28 protein-coding genes are annotated in these 15,001 nt (G+C 61.3%); 27 read left to right on the plus strand and 1 reads right to left on the minus strand.

What is annotated here, in order from left to right; all coding sequences use genetic code 11:
• Positions 1-3: 3 nt before the first annotated feature.
• From ACNJX8_RS30885 to ACNJX8_RS30960, 16 genes are all read left to right on the plus strand, one after another.
• The gene (locus ACNJX8_RS30885; RefSeq protein WP_439357890.1) at positions 4-180 is read left to right on the plus strand and encodes a hypothetical protein; all 177 of its coding nucleotides are present in this window, start codon (positions 4-6) and stop codon (positions 178-180) included.
• A gap of 52 nt (positions 181-232) precedes the next feature.
• Positions 233-454, plus strand: a complete 222-nt coding sequence (locus tag ACNJX8_RS30890) for a hypothetical protein (protein ID WP_439357891.1) — start codon at positions 233-235, stop codon at positions 452-454.
• A complete protein-coding gene (locus ACNJX8_RS30895) occupies positions 451-1,056 on the plus strand; it encodes a DUF7007 domain-containing protein (protein WP_439357892.1) in 606 nt (201 codons plus the stop codon). Before ACNJX8_RS30890 ends, ACNJX8_RS30895 begins: the two co-directional genes overlap by 4 nt.
• The gene (locus ACNJX8_RS30900; protein ID WP_439357893.1) at positions 1,056-1,250 is read left to right on the plus strand and encodes a hypothetical protein; all 195 of its coding nucleotides are present in this window, start codon (positions 1,056-1,058) and stop codon (positions 1,248-1,250) included. Before ACNJX8_RS30895 ends, ACNJX8_RS30900 begins: the two co-directional genes overlap by 1 nt.
• Positions 1,247-1,567 carry a hypothetical protein gene (locus ACNJX8_RS30905; RefSeq protein ID WP_439357894.1) on the plus strand — a complete coding sequence of 107 codons (321 nt, stop codon included), beginning with the start codon at positions 1,247-1,249 and terminating at the stop codon, positions 1,565-1,567. Before ACNJX8_RS30900 ends, ACNJX8_RS30905 begins: the two co-directional genes overlap by 4 nt.
• The gene (locus ACNJX8_RS30910) at positions 1,560-1,781 is read left to right on the plus strand and encodes a hypothetical protein (protein WP_439357895.1); all 222 of its coding nucleotides are present in this window, start codon (positions 1,560-1,562) and stop codon (positions 1,779-1,781) included. The genes ACNJX8_RS30905 and ACNJX8_RS30910 overlap by 8 nt, the downstream gene beginning before the upstream one ends.
• Positions 1,782-1,835: 54 nt before the next feature.
• A complete protein-coding gene (locus tag ACNJX8_RS30915; protein ID WP_439357896.1) occupies positions 1,836-2,423 on the plus strand; it encodes a hypothetical protein in 588 nt (195 codons plus the stop codon).
• A 236-nt stretch (positions 2,424-2,659) separates the two neighbouring features.
• On the plus strand, positions 2,660-2,866 hold the full coding sequence (locus ACNJX8_RS30920; RefSeq protein WP_439357897.1) for a hypothetical protein: 207 nt from the start codon (positions 2,660-2,662) through the stop codon (positions 2,864-2,866).
• Positions 2,866-3,063: a hypothetical protein gene (locus ACNJX8_RS30925; protein WP_439357898.1), complete on the plus strand. Its 198-nt coding sequence runs from the start codon at positions 2,866-2,868 to the stop codon at positions 3,061-3,063. The genes ACNJX8_RS30920 and ACNJX8_RS30925 overlap by 1 nt, the downstream gene beginning before the upstream one ends.
• A gap of 34 nt (positions 3,064-3,097) precedes the next feature.
• Positions 3,098-3,496: a hypothetical protein gene (locus ACNJX8_RS30930; protein WP_439357899.1), complete on the plus strand. Its 399-nt coding sequence runs from the start codon at positions 3,098-3,100 to the stop codon at positions 3,494-3,496.
• Between the two features lie 3 nt (positions 3,497-3,499).
• Positions 3,500-3,682: a hypothetical protein gene (locus ACNJX8_RS30935; RefSeq protein ID WP_439357900.1), complete on the plus strand. Its 183-nt coding sequence runs from the start codon at positions 3,500-3,502 to the stop codon at positions 3,680-3,682.
• Positions 3,683-3,845: 163 nt separating this feature from the next.
• Positions 3,846-4,085: a hypothetical protein gene (locus tag ACNJX8_RS30940; protein WP_439357901.1), complete on the plus strand. Its 240-nt coding sequence runs from the start codon at positions 3,846-3,848 to the stop codon at positions 4,083-4,085.
• Positions 4,085-4,282, plus strand: coding sequence for a hypothetical protein (locus ACNJX8_RS30945; RefSeq protein ID WP_439357902.1), 198 nt, complete (start codon positions 4,085-4,087; stop codon positions 4,280-4,282). Before ACNJX8_RS30940 ends, ACNJX8_RS30945 begins: the two co-directional genes overlap by 1 nt.
• Before the next feature lies 1 nt (position 4,283).
• Positions 4,284-4,835, plus strand: coding sequence for an HD domain-containing protein (locus tag ACNJX8_RS30950; RefSeq protein WP_439357903.1), 552 nt, complete (start codon positions 4,284-4,286; stop codon positions 4,833-4,835).
• Positions 4,814-5,122: a hypothetical protein gene (locus tag ACNJX8_RS30955; protein WP_439357904.1), complete on the plus strand. Its 309-nt coding sequence runs from the start codon at positions 4,814-4,816 to the stop codon at positions 5,120-5,122. Before ACNJX8_RS30950 ends, ACNJX8_RS30955 begins: the two co-directional genes overlap by 22 nt.
• A gap of 13 nt (positions 5,123-5,135) precedes the next feature.
• Positions 5,136-5,384, plus strand: coding sequence for a hypothetical protein (locus tag ACNJX8_RS30960; protein WP_439357905.1), 249 nt, complete (start codon positions 5,136-5,138; stop codon positions 5,382-5,384).
• A gap of 225 nt (positions 5,385-5,609) precedes the next feature.
• Here ACNJX8_RS30960 and ACNJX8_RS30965 read toward each other — a convergent pair whose 3' ends face one another.
• Positions 5,610-6,056: a hypothetical protein gene (locus tag ACNJX8_RS30965; RefSeq protein ID WP_439357906.1), complete on the minus strand. Its 447-nt coding sequence runs from the start codon at positions 6,054-6,056 to the stop codon at positions 5,610-5,612.
• 97 nt (positions 6,057-6,153) lie between these two features.
• On the opposite strand from ACNJX8_RS30965, the gene ACNJX8_RS30970 reads away from it, so the two are divergent.
• The 11 genes from ACNJX8_RS30970 to ACNJX8_RS31020 all read left to right on the plus strand — a co-directional run bounded on the left by ACNJX8_RS30970 (position 6,154) and on the right by ACNJX8_RS31020 (position 15,001).
• Positions 6,154-6,600, plus strand: coding sequence for a hypothetical protein (locus ACNJX8_RS30970; RefSeq protein WP_439357907.1), 447 nt, complete (start codon positions 6,154-6,156; stop codon positions 6,598-6,600).
• Between the two features lie 119 nt (positions 6,601-6,719).
• The gene (locus tag ACNJX8_RS30975; protein ID WP_439357908.1) at positions 6,720-7,670 is read left to right on the plus strand and encodes a hypothetical protein; all 951 of its coding nucleotides are present in this window, start codon (positions 6,720-6,722) and stop codon (positions 7,668-7,670) included.
• A 43-nt stretch (positions 7,671-7,713) separates the two neighbouring features.
• Positions 7,714-7,950: a hypothetical protein gene (locus tag ACNJX8_RS30980; protein WP_439357909.1), complete on the plus strand. Its 237-nt coding sequence runs from the start codon at positions 7,714-7,716 to the stop codon at positions 7,948-7,950.
• Positions 7,943-8,338 (plus strand): hypothetical protein, encoded by a 396-nt coding sequence (locus tag ACNJX8_RS30985; protein WP_439357910.1) that lies wholly within the window; start codon positions 7,943-7,945, stop codon positions 8,336-8,338. Before ACNJX8_RS30980 ends, ACNJX8_RS30985 begins: the two co-directional genes overlap by 8 nt.
• Complete coding sequence (locus ACNJX8_RS30990; RefSeq protein ID WP_439357911.1) at positions 8,335-8,604, plus strand: hypothetical protein; 270 nt, start codon at positions 8,335-8,337, stop codon at positions 8,602-8,604. The genes ACNJX8_RS30985 and ACNJX8_RS30990 overlap by 4 nt, the downstream gene beginning before the upstream one ends.
• A gap of 214 nt (positions 8,605-8,818) precedes the next feature.
• A complete protein-coding gene (locus tag ACNJX8_RS30995; protein ID WP_439357912.1) occupies positions 8,819-9,373 on the plus strand; it encodes a hypothetical protein in 555 nt (184 codons plus the stop codon).
• A gap of 1 nt (position 9,374) precedes the next feature.
• On the plus strand, positions 9,375-9,569 hold the full coding sequence (locus ACNJX8_RS31000; RefSeq protein WP_439357913.1) for a hypothetical protein: 195 nt from the start codon (positions 9,375-9,377) through the stop codon (positions 9,567-9,569).
• Positions 9,570-9,923: 354 nt separating this feature from the next.
• Positions 9,924-11,366, plus strand: coding sequence for a hypothetical protein (locus ACNJX8_RS31005; protein WP_439357914.1), 1,443 nt, complete (start codon positions 9,924-9,926; stop codon positions 11,364-11,366).
• Between the two features lie 9 nt (positions 11,367-11,375).
• A complete protein-coding gene (locus tag ACNJX8_RS31010; protein WP_439357915.1) occupies positions 11,376-12,347 on the plus strand; it encodes a M28 family peptidase in 972 nt (323 codons plus the stop codon).
• A 35-nt stretch (positions 12,348-12,382) separates the two neighbouring features.
• On the plus strand, positions 12,383-14,518 hold the full coding sequence (locus ACNJX8_RS31015; RefSeq protein ID WP_439357916.1) for a hypothetical protein: 2,136 nt from the start codon (positions 12,383-12,385) through the stop codon (positions 14,516-14,518).
• Positions 14,519-14,536: 18 nt separating this feature from the next.
• Complete coding sequence (locus ACNJX8_RS31020) at positions 14,537-15,001, plus strand: hypothetical protein (RefSeq protein WP_439357917.1); 465 nt, start codon at positions 14,537-14,539, stop codon at positions 14,999-15,001.

Consider the following 15,001-nt stretch of genomic DNA (forward strand, 5'->3'; position numbering starts at 1 on the left):
ACAATGCGAGAACGGCAACTGACGCGCCTGGAGCTGCTGCGTGAAGTGTCGCAGGCGCTGAACATGATACCCCGCAAGGGCTATCGCGGCGGCAAGTACCGCGACACATACGAGCTGGCGGCCGAGCTGGACCGCCATCTGGCATGGGAAGAGAACAACAAGGCCGAGAGCGATGCCTGACAATCATCGCTCTGGCCGGCTCGTTGCCGCCAGTGAGGAAGAGCTGTCTGACTTGGCGGCGTGGCTTGTCGACCACCCCGACGACGTCACACACGAGGTCCGCTTCGAGGCGATCGACTTCATGCACAAGACCATCGACGCGGTCGAAACCTACCCCTGCACCGTCTACGTGCCGACCCATCTGGTCGATGCGATCAACGGCGTGATCGACGATTGGACGGAGGTTCTCTCCGCCCATGACGAGAACTTCGAAACTAATCTGGTGATCCCATGAGCGCATACGAACGAAGCGAATGCCCCAAGACCTCGCCCTGGGGCGCCATCCAGGACAAACGCGAGCTGGCGCCCGGCATCTGGCAGGTCTCGACGGCAGGGCATGGCGGCATCAAGCTGTCCCGCGAGCGCAACGCCGCCGTGCCGAAATACATGCGCAACGAGGGCGGCTGGTACGAGGAGGACTGCGACTGGGCGAAGGCCGCCGTGGTTCATCCGATCGGCTTCCAGCGCATCATCAAGACCGAAGGCAAGCCTGATCGGATTGAGTGCGAGGTTGCCATCGAGACGCTCCGCAACTGGCACCCGAGTGCCTACGAGAGCTTCACTGGCACAATCCTCGAAAAGGGCATGTCAATCGTTCGCGATCAGCAGATCTTCGATCTGGAGAACGAGAACAACTACGTGGGTGCTGCTGCCTGGGGCGACTGGGCGAGCTGGGTGCCGAAGGGCAAGGTTGGCGTCCTCGCTCGCCGCGCCTCCGACAAATCAGAGAAGTGGTTCATCGTCGATGGTGAGCTGTATTCGAAACGGAAAGCCGGCTTTGGGTTCGTCATCGACATGACCCGAGACACCGAAATTCCCAACCCCGAGAAGAAATGATGACCGACTACGAATGGATATACGCCGTCCTGATCTGGGTCGGCTACCTGATCTTCAGCTTCACCATGAGCGGGCGATCAACCAGCCTGTACATCGCCGGGGTCAACCTCTTCTTGTTCATCTATGCGGGCCATTGGCTATCGCTGACCATAGGCCTCATCTCCGGATGGATGGCATCCTGGGAGGAACAATGACCGTATCCGCCTGTGACTACATGGACTACGTGAACGAGGCGCTCGGCATCAACATCGCCGTCGAGGACGGTGCCGAGCTGGTGACCAACATCGCCGTCGCGGAAGTTCACCGCCTGAAGGGCATCGAGAAGCTGCTTCGGGACAATCTCGACCACATCATCGGCGCCCTGTCGACCGTGCAGGACATCGACGACGACAATGACCGGCCGGACGACGCCAAGGCCTCCCGCGAGCTGATCGAAAAGCTCCAGAACCTGCCCGATCCCGACCTCGAAGAGGACGAGGAAGAGGAAGAGGAGGAGGACGACGATGCGTGAGTTCGTTAACGCCTACAGCGCAGGCCACGCCTACGACGACGGCGAGAATGACGTGGTCATGCTGTTCATCAGCGGGCCTCGCGGCGGCACCCGCTGCGCTGAGCCACTCACGCCACTCCAGGCAAGGAGTCTGCGGGACAGCCTGGACATCGCGCTGCTGAAGATCAGGGACGCCGAAGTCCGCAGGGAGGAAGGCCTCCCTACCCCTCGTTAAAACTTGACAGGTCGCTTGCTTGAATGCAAACACCGACAGCAAAGGAGAACAATCGTGAAGATTTCGTTGAAGCGTGCGCTCAAGCTGCGCAAGGAACTCGAAGCCCTGGTCGCCAAGGTCGACCTGCCGACCGCCGTCCAGGTCTCGCTCCTCGTGGACGCCAACCTCACCGACCCGACCGCGGCGCTCAAGCCCGGCGCCGAGGCGCTGATCAAGCGCGTCGAGGAATACCAGAAGCTCTCGGAGATCCTGGCGGTTGTCCGCACCAAGATCGCCAAGGCGAACATCGAGAGCGATGTCGAGCAGTACCTCGCTGAGGCTGCGCACGCCACCCGCATGATCGCGCTGTACCGCAAGCTGGCGTCGGCCGGCGTGACGCCGGAGATCGATCAGCTCACGGCCGAGCTGAGCTACAGCAAGCAGGCCCTGACCGGCCAGTCCGCCGGCTACGGTCGGCCGGAGCGCGCGGTGAACGTGTCGGTCGTGCTCCCCGAGCTGCGGGACAAGGCATCCGAAAGCGTCACCGGCTGGAAGCGTCTGCTGGAGACGCTGGAAGACAGCCGCACCGGCAAGAATGCGTCGGTGCAGATCGAGATCGCCGACGAGGACAGTCAGCTGCTCCGGCAGCTCGGCGTCCTCTAAGGCGGTGGGCGGGAGACTGAACGAAAGACACACCCCGTAGTCCTCGGACTGCATTGGCAACAGCTTTCACAAGCAAACGCTCCTCGTTAGCCGGATAACCCTATGGCCCCCATCAGTGTGGGCTTTGTCCATCGTTACCGGCCCTATGAGCTGTCGTTCATTGTTCCTTGTGCATCGTCCTTCGGCTTTCGTCCGTGTCCGACGTCAGTCTCCCGTTTCCCCATGGAGTTTCGATCATGAGCATCAGCGATAAAGAGCTGGCCGAGCTGCAGCGCCGACGTCAGGAGCTGCTGATCGGCCCGCAAGACGATGAGGAAGGCGATCCGATCTACGAAGCCGAGGACGTCGGCTGCTCATGCCAAGAAGCCGGCATGGAGTCCGAATGGGACTGGCACAAGGATCAGCAGGCCTACATCTGCAACGGTTGCGGCGAGGTGCAGTGATGGCTCACCAGCACGTCGTCTTCGATACGACGGACGTGGCTTCCTACAAGCAGTCCGAAGAAGTTATCCGGCTCAGCGCGAAAGGTCCTCGCGGTGGATACCGGAATGCCGAGTTTCTCACGCCCGACCAGGCGCGAGATCTGATCTCTAAGCTCCAGCTCGCCCTGGACGGCAAAGGCGAGACCACCGGTCGATAGACCGTCCCAACCTCACCACATCGAAAGATCTACTATGAAACTGCACGCACTCGCTGCGTCGGCGGTAACGCTGGCGCTTGCCTTCATTTCTCCTGCCGAAGCCAGCAACGTCAATAGCGACTTCGTGGCGCTGGCGACGATCAGCTACACCGTCCTCATGAAGTGTCCCGACTTCGAGTACATCGAAGGTAGCGGCCAGCTCAAGGCCGATCAGATGGGCGCCGACTACGACACGTACGGCCCTGCCACGGTGAACGCTATCTTCGCGATCATGGGCAATGAGTACGACCGGACCAAGCTGATCCCGTCCGTCACGCAGCAGGTCCGCAATAACCTCGAAGAATTGCTAGGTGAGATCAAGAAGGGCGACGGCTACTTCTGCAAGAAGTACGGGGCTGTGATGCTCAACGTCGGCTTCATGAAGAGGAAGTGAGCGATGGAGAAGCAGCTCTACATCTCTCCGCGCTCCGCCGAGTCCGCCGCTCAGAAGGCGGTCAGCGAGAACCGCGCCGACAGCTACCGGGTCAAGCCGTCCCGCCAGCGCAATGACGATCGATCCTGGGACTTCGGCTTCGTCGCCATCCTCATGAAGTCGGGCCAGGCCGCAGGCTTCGCCTGATCCAATCCACCAACATCAACAAGGAAAGCAGCATGCTCCAGGCTCCAGCGCCCGAGTTCATCAGTTCCAGGACCATCCTGACCGCGATCGGCATCTCGGCGCTGGTCTGGTGTGCCATAATCTTTGCTTGAATGCAATTAGCTTTCGTGCAAGGATATTGCAAATGAAGCCCAGCAACACCCTCTCCGTCGCCGAAGTCGTCGATCAATTCCGTGCCTACCGCGAAGCCAACCCGGCCTGGGGTGTGCTCCACCTCGTCATGGAAGACGGCAACGTTCGCGACAAGCACGTCCGCTTCTGCATCGAGAGCGCCCTCGAACAGGGCGACACAGAAGGCCACGAGCTGGCCTGCCTGCTGCTCGGACTGAGCACCACGCAGCGGCAAAAACTCAGGAGGATCTGATGTTCGCCATCGGCGTTCCGCCGGGCACGAAACTGCCCTTCACGACCGTTGTCCTCGGACAGCGCACTTTCCCCCACATGCACCGAGATGTCTCCGGCTTCGGCTGGAAGGAGCAGATCACGCAGGACATCCACGTCTTGGCGGTGGACCTCTCTAAGATCTCGATGCCGGTCAACGACAACCAGAGGGCTGCCTGACATGGAGATGGACCTGATCGGAAGAGCCAGGGAATACGCGATCAAGGCGCATGGCGACCAGAAGCGCAAGTATACCGGCGAACCCTACTGGCACCATCTGCAAGAGGTGGCCACGATCCTGCTGCGCTACTCGGCAACGGCTGACGTGGTCGCCGCCGGCTGGCTCCACGACGTGCTCGAAGACACGAACGTCCGCTATGGGATGATCGCCAACGAGTTTGGCGCTGGCGTCGCCGACCTGGTGCTTGAGGTGACGGATGTGAGCCGCCCTGAGCACGGGCTCCGCCCGATCCGCAAACGCCTCGATCGGCAGTACCTGGCCGGTGCGTCCTGGCGCGGACAGATGATCAAGTGCGCCGACACCATCAGCAACACTCGGGACATCGTCGAGAACGATCGTGGGTTCGCCTCCAAGGTCTACATCCCCGAGAAGCTGGCGCTGATGCCGGCCCTCACCAACGTCCGCCAGTACTGCTTCGGCATCTGGAAGGAGGCGTCGGACGGCGTCGTTCGAGCTGAGCAGGAGCTGCTATGCCCTACGAGCAAGACGTAAAGGAGCTGGCCTACACGATCGATCCGCCGTGCTGGGTCAGCTACAGCGGCAAGGGCCGTTTCTTCAAGGCGGCGATGGAAGACCGTCGCAACAAGGCGCTGAAGCAGGCGCAGGCGGAGATCGACCGCATCAAAGAAAGCCGTGGTCAGCGTCATGTCGACACTGATCACCTCCCCCATCCCGATCTGCTGGCAGCAACAGTGTCGTGCAGCGGCACCGAGATCACCATTCAGTGTGACGATCACGATGTGAAAGATCGTCTCATGGACTTTCTAATCGGCAACTGAGGAGAACGACGAAGTGAACATCAATGGAATCCCCGTGATCGGCTGGCTGATCTCGGTCCTGGTCGCCGCCAGCATGGCAGTGCCCTTCTGGCTGATCTGGAGCGTGTTCGAGATCGGGCAGACCTTCTTCTACTGGCTGCCGGCTCCCTATCTCAGGCCCGGCTTCTGGCAGTGCGTCGGCCTCTTCATGGCCGTGTCCATCATCAAGTCGGTCTTCATCCCGAAGGTCGTCTCGGTCTCACAGACGAACAACGCCAGCTGAGCCATGAACGAGTACGAATACGTCTTCAGGAACCCAACGACGGGAGAGCTGCGGCGAAGCACAGCTCATGCCCTGGTGCCGGCAGCGCGTGCTGCTGGTATCACAGCCACTCTCAAGCTCGGAGAGTGGGACATCACACCGTGGATGCGCTGGGAATGCTGGCAAGGCCGAGAGTGCATCTGGCACTACGACGAGGCCGGAACGCTGCATACCGGCCCGAGGTGATCAAGCACTCTTGACCGTGAGGTCATTGCGACGCTTGCGCTCCGCCTTCACCTTGTCGAGCATCTCGATGTGGGTGAAGGTCGGTGTGCCGGTCTTCTCCGCGGCGAGGCGCAGGACTTGCTGAGCGTACTCTGGGGTCACGTCAAACCAGTCGCCGGTAAGCCTGCGCTTCGCCTTGTCAAGGGTCGCGGTGGCTTCGTTCAGAACACGGACTGCGAGCATGTCGCCCGCTGTCCAGAGGACATCATGAACGGACAAAGGTCTCCAGTAGCCGGGTTGAAGCTCGGCGAGCTTGTCCTTCAGCTGCTTGGCCCAGCTGATGCGTAGCGGCCGACCCCCGGAGGGGCCGACCACATAGACGCAGGCGAAGCTGAGTTCCTTAAAGATGGCGCGTTCCCGCTTCTCTTGAAGCCATGGGAGTCCAAAAACAATCTCAGTCTTCTGCATTCCCAATCACTTAGCAGAATTTTTGCATTCGTGCAAATTAACTCTTGCGGTTACTGCAAACGCCCCCTATTCGAGACGCACCCATACGGAGGTTTTGATGAACAAGCCGACCCTCTCAGCCCAGGCGCTGGAGATCACCCCGTCCGAGCACAGAGCGCTCCTGGAGATCAGGGGACTCTTCGCTACCGGCACATTCAAGCATGATCCCTCCGGCGCTGCCGAGCATCCGGACGGGTTCAACATGAACTTTCCCGAGCATTCCTCGGAGTGCGGGACCAGTTGCTGCATCGGTGGCTGGATGTGGCACGCAATGAACCGCGACCGCACAACAACGGCTTCGACAGCCGGCCAATACGTGAACAAGCAATCGTCCGGCGCGCTGAAGGCACTGTTCTTCCCGCCCATGGATGACCTCGACGACGTGGCCTACGACGACATCACGCCGGGCGCTGCGCTCGCGGCGATCGACAGCTTCCTGACGACAGGCAATCCCGACTGGCGCAGCGCTGTTGGTCTCGATCAATCGGTCGACCTCACGGCATAGCCATGCCTTTCCGCTTGCTTGAATGCAAGTGAATGCAAACACCCCCGTTCTGATCAGCGCGCCGCCCTCACGACGGGGGTGAGTTTTCGAACCCGGCACGCAACCCCGAAGGAGAAACTATGGATCCGACCGCAAACGACCCGTTCCGCTACCGCGACGTGGCCGACCAGCTGGTGCAGCAGGAGCAGCCCGCTCCCGTCGTGCTGGCTGAGGCTCCCATCGCGACCACCGAAGTCCTCGCCCAGGCTGTCGTCAACGAGACGGCTGTCATCGCCGAGACTCCGGCTTTCGCTCCCGAAGCGCCGCTCAATGGCGAGATCATCCCGCCGGCACCCGAGACGCCACCCAGCGTCCCGCAGTACCCGATCGGGCTGATCGACTTCAACCAGCCCTTCGTCGTCGTCGACCACGACGAGTACAGCATCTCTGACGACAAGGAGCCCTACGACAGCTCCCAGATCGTCACGATCCTGAAGGGCAGCCTCTATCCCGTCGCGATCAGCTTCTGGAAGGACGGCGAGCAGTGCCTGGCACAGTTCGACACGGACGGTAACTCGTCCTGTGGCGACTTCAAGGTCGAGCAGGACTTGATCTACCCGGCCACCCGGTTCGTCGTCATCGGTCGTGACGGTCGCAACCTGGTCGTCGACGAGGAGCTGTACCTCTCCGAGGACGCGGCCCGCGGCGAGACGGACGTCAAGGACATCGCCGGCATCTTCCCGGTCCTCATCGAGGCGCCGAAGGCGGCGGAGCCCGCCCCGGTCGTCACCGATGTGGCTGGTGCTGGCAGCGTCCACGACGGCATCGACGGGCAGGACGAGGCGGAGGAGCACGACGACGAGCAGGCGCCCGCAATCGCAGCGCCGGCCATCGAGGCAGCGCCGACCGAGATGTACGTCGCCAGCCGGATGCGTCGAGTCGGTGAGACCGTCCACGCCTACCGTCAGGGCTTCGGCGTCCGCGTCTGCACCATCGTGAAGATGCGCCGCGACAGCCGCAAGTCGCTGTACCTCGACCCGAAGGACGGCAACGGCCCGTACTGGGCGCTGAACAAGAACGTCCGCTACTGAGCCCGCAACAGCGGCCCGTCTCCTTCGGGAGGCGGGTCCGCCGATGGAGACGAACATGCCCCGAAGATTGGGTGACGATGCCCAAGTCAAGGATGCCTTCCACGCCTTCGAGGCGTCGCGCCGCCTGATCAACGTGATCTGCGAAGCACCAGGCCATGTGCCCCAGGAATTTCAACCGATCGTCGAGCTGGCGCTGAAAGCGTACGGCCTGCCGCCCGACTTTCCGGAACGTGTTCTCGTCAACGAACTCAACGCCGACCAGGAGCCGCACCATGACTGAGCCCAGCAGAAGAACTGTCCGCATCGTCAGCGAAGAAGAGTTTGCCTCCGAGCTGCGCATCGCGTTGCAGGAGCACAACGTGGACAGCGTCGGCGCTGTCACGGGTCCGGGCCGGTCTGGCGCAATCGCCGCGGTCTACACCTCGCACATGCTGCACATCCCGTTCATCCCGTTCGGGCAGCTGTGCCCCGAGAAATTCCGGCTCCTGATCATCGACACTGCCCGCGAGAGCGGACGTACGCTGCGCAAGGCTGCGCGCTGGTATCGCAAGGCCAACCCGATCGTGATCGCCGTCTACGAGGAGCCGCCGCGTGTCGCCTTCTGGTACGAGGCGCCGAAACCGCAGTTCTACCGCCACGAAATCCCGCGACTTCAGGAGGCGGCATGATCGGGTCGGCATTCGACAACGGTCAGGCGATCGACGAGGGCTGGAGCATCTTTGAATGCTTCGGCAGCGAGAACGGTCCCTGGCAGATCCAAAAGATGGACGATGCCGGCAAGTTCAACACCGACATCGACGTCTGGCGTCTGGTCGTCACCTATGCCGACGCCGGTAGCGTCTATCACCAAAGGGCGCTGCAGTTCATCAAGGACAACAACCCGATGGAATACGACTGCATCGTGGACACCATCAGACGACGGGCAATCGCATGAAGGAGGCGAACGATGGGTTCGATGAAACTGCGTTACCTGAGGATGAGGCACCCCTGCGATAGGGGGTCGCGATCAGCCCGTAGCCTCGGAGCTGCGTTCCGCTTCCTGATGGAGGCCAGTACGTGGAAACGTCACCATGAACCATTTGCAAAGACTAAGCGCGGTCGAGATCGGCGGAGCGAGCGTCGCTTCGTTGACTCCTACAAGCGAGCGCTTGCCTAAGCCGAAGGTCATCAGAACCGGCGGCATCCCATGGACCGACGCCGAGCGCAACGTCCTGAAGGATAGCCGCGACAAGTCGGCCACACAGCTGATGAAGCTGCTGCCGCGACGCTCTCATTCGTCCATCGTGTCGATGAGAGACAAGACCGGCTGGACCTATCTCAGGCCGACCGCATGGAACGATGTTGAGGACCGCAAGCTGCGGCGGCTGGCCGAGACGCTGTGCGCCACCGACATCGCCAAGCAGATGCCTGGGCGCACCTACGACACGGTGTTCCGCCGTGCCAAGGCGCTCGGCATCAAGCTGCGCTCACGCAGCAAGCCGCACACCCGCACGGGCAACCAGATCATCGACGCGATCCGCGATCGATGCCTCGAAGACGGCATGACGATCATGGCGCTCGATCGGGAGCTTGGAACCAAGAACTATTTCGCCTCTGACTGCATCACAGCGGTCAAGAAGGGCGCCCCGCTTCGGTGGGATCGTATCGCCAAGGCTGTCGAGTATTTCGGCGGCGAACTCACCATCAACTGGAAGGACGAGTGACATGTCCGACGTCTCAGACGAACAAGCTGGCAAGCCTGTGCTCAGCGCCAGGCTGACGCCGGACCGAACTCTCAGGGCGAAGTGGCCCGGGAAGCGCTGGCACGGCAAGTACAAGAGCATCGACGAGGTCTGCGACGCAGCCCACGAAGATGGCCTTGCAACATTCATCATCGACTACGTGGACAAGGAGGACTGAACCAAGAGAGCCGGCCGATGCGGTGAGCCGGCGAGACTGAACCTGAACTCGAACTGAAAGCTTCACCATTGCAAAGACCTCTGACTTCTGGGCGGGAAAGTAAGAGTAAAAAAACAGGCGTCAAAAATGATTGTTCTCAAATTCGGCGATGCCGTCTTCTGGCTTCGCCTTTTCAATTCAAGGGATAGACCTGCAGCACATTGCCCTCGATTGGGCTGAGATTTCACTTGCTCTTTTGCTTGCTTGAATGCAAACAGAGCTGGTCGCGGTTCGCGGAGCCAAATTGGGGTTCCGCGGGCCAATCAACGGGAAAGCCATGCCTGCCGGCATGCTTGAATGCAAACGGAGCAAACGATGTTCTACCTGGTCAGGTTGGACCGCGACGCCGACAACAACCTCGTCGAGACGCCGCTGCCCGACTACGGACTTTTCGACAAGGGCGCGGATGCAGCCAAGGCATCCAAGGACGCCGCAACGAAGCTTGGCGCGAAGGTGCAATGCCGACGCAAGGCGCAGGCCGGCGACTGGCGCGCTACCATCCAGGCCAAGCTCGAGTCCGGCGAGCTGACCCCTCTTCCCAAGAAGTGGGACCTGCCGCCGATCACGGATCACTTCGCCCACCTATGGGCAAACGATCCCAGCATGATCGCTTACATCGAGAGCGAAGATAACGGGATCATCCAGAAATTCACGGCGATCAAGCCAGGTCGCTATATCACCGCCTATTACGAGGGCGGTGTTCAGGGCAGCGCAGACATCACCGACGCCAGGCGCCGCACGCTGATCGCTGCGATCGACCCCAGCGGCGAGATCTTCTACGCCAGGACGCCGGAGGAAATCGAGTACGTTTACAAGAACGGTCCCGACTCCTGCATGGACGGCGACCATAACTTCAACGGCCTACCCATGTGGCCGACAGGGCCCTACGGCGCTGGCGATCTGGCCGTAGCTTACACCAAGAACAACCGTGGTCGCATCCAGTCCCGTGCTTTGTGCTGGCCTGAGAAGAAGCTTCACGGCCGGTGCTATGGCGCCGTCGAAGCGATGCGGACTGCGTTGGCGAACGAAGGCTACATTGACCTGCGCGAGGGCACCAACGCCAAGAAGAACGTGTTTGTCGGGGCACGCCTCCTGAAGGTGCCACACGGCGATGCGTTCGTCATGCCTTACTTCGACGACATCACCGTGGCGATCGACAAGGGCGATTACTTCGAAACGGTCGAGGCTCGCGAGAACAGCGATCATTGGGTAACCAGCTCGTCGAGCGGTCTAGCCTATATCCAAGCCCTCTGTCCGAAGCTGAACATCGCAGTGCAGGTCCGCGAGATGCGGTACGTGCATGGCGCCGACGAGCTTTGGTCGGCGTCAGCGATCCAGCGACATGCCTTCACCTGTGACGGCAGCGGCAAGACCTGGCCCAAGACCGAGATCGTCATCCTCGGCGACGGTCAGCGCTGGTCGAAGGAATACTTCGCCGAGCACGGCGAAACCTGTTCCGTGAACGGCCAGCACTGGCCCAAGTCCGAGCTGATCGAGAAGAAGCCCGGCAAGTGGGTTCATCGTCTCAACGCCGACTACGACGAGGTCGACCTGGGGCCGAAGGAGCCGCCGAAGAAGCCTCGCAGCCGAAAAAAGATCATCGGCATTGATCCGGCTTCTGGGCCTGACCGCACGGCCATCGCCACCCTCAGCGGCAACACCGCAGACGGCTTCATCGTCGATGAGGTCCAGCTGCTCGACCCAAACCAACCCACCGTCAACGACCTCCTCCTCAATCGCCGCCGCCGCGCTGCTTAAGGGACATCCATGTCTGATATCGAAACCATCATCTCCATGCTCTCCTACCGGCGCCCGGCAGGCTCCGGCTCCGAGATGGAGTTCATCAAGCGCTTCATCATCCCGCTGGGCGCGACCATGGACAAGCACGGCAACTGGCGCCTGACGATCGGCAACGATCCGACAGTGCTCTGGTCGTCGCACACCGACAGCGTCCACCACTCGGAGGGCTATCAGAAGGTGGACTACGACGGGAAGTTCATCTCGCTGCCGGCCAACTCCAAGTCCAGCTGCCTCGGCGCCGACTGCGCCGCTGGTGTCTGGATCATGTCGGAGATGATCAAGGCGAAGGTGCCGGGCCTGTACGTGTTCCACTTCGCGGAGGAGATCGGGTGCGTTGGCTCTCGCGCCATCGTCGAGAAGGAGCCAGGTCTACTCAAGAACATCCAGGCAGCCATCGCCTTTGACCGCCGCGGCACCACCGAGATCATCACGCACCAGGGCGTTAGGACGGCGTCCGATGCTTTCGCAGATTCTGTGGCATTGCAGCTGCCGAACCGGTTCAAGCCGTCCGACAAGGGCGTGCTGACCGATACCAAGCAGTACCGGGGCTTGGTGGCGGAATGCACCAACATCGCGGTCGGTTACTACAACGAGCACCGGCCGCACGAGGCGCTCGATACCCACCATCTGATCGAGCTGCGCAACCACATGATCCAGTTCGATCAGTCAAAGGTGGTGATCGAACGCGACCCTTTAGCGCCCGAGAAGCGGAAGCTGACGATGAAGGATATTGGGAAATCTTCCTTCGGCAGCTTGCGCTACCGCCGGGAGGAGACCCTGCGTGATCTCGTCTGGCACCACGCCGACAAGGTCGCCGCGTTCTTGGAGAACACGGGCGTCACCTTCGATCAGCTCCACGATGCGATCTACGGCCAGAAGCAGCCCACCCTGGGCAGCGTCTTCGACGACGTCGACGACCTGTTCAGCAAGGCCTCCTGATCTCAACCTGACAACACGAACAAGGAACTGACCACATGAAGCTTGGAATGAAGGATCACGTCGACGTTGCAACCGGCGTGCAGGACGAGATCAAGATCGCCTTCGAGGCGAACAGCGTGGCCTTCTACGCTCAGATTTCGGGTCTCGCTAAAGACAAGATCCGCTATCCGATCCGCGAGCTGTCGACTAACGCCTGGGACGCATCCCGCGGCGACTTCGAGGTTCATCTTCCCACCCGGCTCAACCCGGTGTTCCGTGTCCGTGACTACGGCCCGGGCATGACCCACGAGCAGATGGTCAACGTCTACGCTCGCCTCTACGCCTCGACCAAGCGCGCCACCAACGACCAGGTCGGCGGCTGGGGCCTCGGCTCCAAGAGCCCGTTCGCCTACTTGATCGGCGATACCGGTGCCGGCTCCTACTACGTCACATCCTACCACGACGGCGTCATGCGAGCCTACGTGCTCTCGCTGGCCCAGGACGGCGCGCCGGTCATGCGCCTGATGGCTGAGGCTCCGACCGAGGAGCGAAACGGACTGGACGTCTCGTTCGCTGTCCGCCGCGAGGACATCGACGACTTCCACCAGGGGGCACGCGACATCCTGTGGTCGTTCAACCCGCGTCCGAACATCTTCCCGCGTGAAGCGGTCAGCTGGAAAGACCCGGTCGTCGAGACCGAGGGCGAGAACTGGACGAAGTTCAAGGGCCAGAGCGTGCCGTTCTACGGTCCGCGGGTTCGCATGGGCTGCGTCATGTACCCCTTCGATCTGCGCCAGATCGAGAACAGCGGCTTCCTCGACACGAGCGACGAGGTGCTGTTCGACGCCCCGATCGGCTCGCTCAAGGTCACGCTGTCCCGAGAAGAGCTGGCCTATGACGACACCACCCGGACCACGCTGAAGTCTCTCGTCAAGCAGTACGAGGATACGTTCATCAGCCAGCTCCAGACCAAGGTGGACGCGGCCGAGACCCTGTTCGAGGCGGCGGACATCTTCGAGACCGAGACCGAGATGCTCGGCAGCAGCCGGCAGCAGAGCCTGCGAAACGTGGTCCGCTGGAATGATCGCATCATCCAGCTGCACCTCAGCAAGGACAACTGCAAGATGGACACCCTCTCGGAGGGCTGGCAGCAGTTCGACAAGTTCGAGGACTGCACGGTCCGAACCAAGTGGGCGTCCGATGCCACGGTCGTCATCGAGCACAACCCGAGCTACTCGCTGAGCCGATTCCACATGGCCCAGCTGGTCGGGAAGAAGGTCCTCTGGGTGCGCTGCAAGCGGTTGTTCCGCGACCAGGTGATCAATGCCCTCGGCAATCCCGAGATCGTCGATCTCGACACCTACAAGGTGCCGGTCACCAAGCGGGTCAGCAAGACGATCCGTAAGCGCAAGACGCTCGTCGTCACCAATGGCGGCCGGCTCCAGCGCATCACCCAGGACGTCGACCTGGCCGAGGGCGGCCTGATGGTCGAGAGCACCCCCGGTTCGTACCGCCGTCGCCGCGGTGGCAACGACTGGTACAAGATCTACGACGCTCATATCGGGTCCATCGGCTTCAGCGAAGTCGAGAGCTTCACGATGGCCGCAGTCGAGTTCGGTCTTCTCGAAGTCGGCACGGTGATCCTCGTCAAGTCGATCGACCAGGAGGTTCCGGGTGACTGGAGCATGCTGGCCGATGACATGATCGAGGCGATCCGGAGCCGCGTGAACGTCGCGGAGTTCACCGGGCTGCACAAGAAGTCGCTCAACAATCTGAACCACAACCTCCAGGAACTGGCTCGGATGCGGATCATGAAGGCGCCTGAGAACGTCCAGGCGTTCATTCGCGATCTGAAGACCCTCTATCGGCAACTGGAGACCAACTCCACGGCGTCGACAGAGAGCGACCGCGCCTTCTCGGTGCTGAGGAAGATCGGCGTCGAGGTCAACAAGCCGGAAGTCGATTGCCCGATCGCCGCGATCGAGCGTCGCTACGCCCTCCTCTGCAACGAATACATGCTGCTGAAGGGCATTCTCGAAGCCTACGACTACACCCACCGCGGTCAGGATAAGGCCGGCAAGCTCAACCACTACTTCGAGCTGCTCGCCCGACCCGAGCCCGCCAACGACAACGAGGAGGTCATCGGATGTGTCGAAGACCTCCTCGATGACCAATTCGAAGAAGCGGCCTAAGGCCAAACGGAGCGCAACATGATCCGCAGCGTAATCACCGACACGTCCATCTTCTTCCTCGCCAAGGGTCGTCCGTGGACCCTGGCGGTGGATCACCCGGCATTCGATCAGGTGAAGTCTCGCCTCACCGAAGGGTGTGACGACGAAGACGAAATAGTCCGCCTCACGGACGTTCGCGTTGCGGTGAATGACGCCACCGAAGGGAGGGCTGTCCTCAGCGAGGATGGCCTATTCCTGGACGGGGAGCAGTTGTCTCAGGTCTGGCATGACAAGGCAGCCTCCAACCCCGACGCAATGCGGGTCCTCGTCGTCAATCCCGGCGACAAGGTCCGCGTCGAGGGCGACGAGGATGCGCCGGACGGCATCTACATGGTCGGCGACTCCGACCGTGACGACACGGACAAGACGATCATGGTCGAGTCCGAGGACGGTTTCCTCGGCTTCGTCGCCAACGCATCCATCAAAGAAATCATCAAGGATTGA

Source organism: Bradyrhizobium sp. SPXBL-04 (genome assembly GCF_051853035.1).
Taxonomy (GTDB): Bacteria; Pseudomonadota; Alphaproteobacteria; order Rhizobiales; family Xanthobacteraceae; genus Bradyrhizobium; species Bradyrhizobium zhanjiangense.

Coding starts and splice junctions, on each gene's coding strand:
- ACNJX8_RS30885 (WP_439357890.1), top strand. CDS start 4: ATGCGAGAACGGCAACTGACGCGCCTGGAGCTGCTGCGTGAAGTGTCG.
- ACNJX8_RS30895 (WP_439357892.1), top strand. CDS start 451: ATGAGCGCATACGAACGAAGCGAATGCCCCAAGACCTCGCCCTGGGGC.
- ACNJX8_RS30900 (WP_439357893.1), top strand. CDS start 1,056: ATGACCGACTACGAATGGATATACGCCGTCCTGATCTGGGTCGGCTAC.
- ACNJX8_RS30905 (WP_439357894.1), top strand. CDS start 1,247: ATGACCGTATCCGCCTGTGACTACATGGACTACGTGAACGAGGCGCTC.
- ACNJX8_RS30910 (WP_439357895.1), top strand. CDS start 1,560: ATGCGTGAGTTCGTTAACGCCTACAGCGCAGGCCACGCCTACGACGAC.
- ACNJX8_RS30920 (WP_439357897.1), top strand. CDS start 2,660: ATGAGCATCAGCGATAAAGAGCTGGCCGAGCTGCAGCGCCGACGTCAG.
- ACNJX8_RS30925 (WP_439357898.1), top strand. CDS start 2,866: ATGGCTCACCAGCACGTCGTCTTCGATACGACGGACGTGGCTTCCTAC.
- ACNJX8_RS30930 (WP_439357899.1), top strand. CDS start 3,098: ATGAAACTGCACGCACTCGCTGCGTCGGCGGTAACGCTGGCGCTTGCC.
- ACNJX8_RS30935 (WP_439357900.1), top strand. CDS start 3,500: ATGGAGAAGCAGCTCTACATCTCTCCGCGCTCCGCCGAGTCCGCCGCT.
- ACNJX8_RS30940 (WP_439357901.1), top strand. CDS start 3,846: ATGAAGCCCAGCAACACCCTCTCCGTCGCCGAAGTCGTCGATCAATTC.
- ACNJX8_RS30945 (WP_439357902.1), top strand. CDS start 4,085: ATGTTCGCCATCGGCGTTCCGCCGGGCACGAAACTGCCCTTCACGACC.
- ACNJX8_RS30950 (WP_439357903.1), top strand. CDS start 4,284: ATGGAGATGGACCTGATCGGAAGAGCCAGGGAATACGCGATCAAGGCG.
- ACNJX8_RS30955 (WP_439357904.1), top strand. CDS start 4,814: ATGCCCTACGAGCAAGACGTAAAGGAGCTGGCCTACACGATCGATCCG.
- ACNJX8_RS30965 (WP_439357906.1), bottom strand. CDS start 6,056: ATGCAGAAGACTGAGATTGTTTTTGGACTCCCATGGCTTCAAGAGAAG.
- ACNJX8_RS30970 (WP_439357907.1), top strand. CDS start 6,154: ATGAACAAGCCGACCCTCTCAGCCCAGGCGCTGGAGATCACCCCGTCC.
- ACNJX8_RS30975 (WP_439357908.1), top strand. CDS start 6,720: ATGGATCCGACCGCAAACGACCCGTTCCGCTACCGCGACGTGGCCGAC.
- ACNJX8_RS30980 (WP_439357909.1), top strand. CDS start 7,714: ATGGAGACGAACATGCCCCGAAGATTGGGTGACGATGCCCAAGTCAAG.
- ACNJX8_RS30985 (WP_439357910.1), top strand. CDS start 7,943: ATGACTGAGCCCAGCAGAAGAACTGTCCGCATCGTCAGCGAAGAAGAG.
- ACNJX8_RS30990 (WP_439357911.1), top strand. CDS start 8,335: ATGATCGGGTCGGCATTCGACAACGGTCAGGCGATCGACGAGGGCTGG.
- ACNJX8_RS31000 (WP_439357913.1), top strand. CDS start 9,375: ATGTCCGACGTCTCAGACGAACAAGCTGGCAAGCCTGTGCTCAGCGCC.
- ACNJX8_RS31005 (WP_439357914.1), top strand. CDS start 9,924: ATGTTCTACCTGGTCAGGTTGGACCGCGACGCCGACAACAACCTCGTC.
- ACNJX8_RS31010 (WP_439357915.1), top strand. CDS start 11,376: ATGTCTGATATCGAAACCATCATCTCCATGCTCTCCTACCGGCGCCCG.
- ACNJX8_RS31015 (WP_439357916.1), top strand. CDS start 12,383: ATGAAGCTTGGAATGAAGGATCACGTCGACGTTGCAACCGGCGTGCAG.
- ACNJX8_RS31020 (WP_439357917.1), top strand. CDS start 14,537: ATGATCCGCAGCGTAATCACCGACACGTCCATCTTCTTCCTCGCCAAG.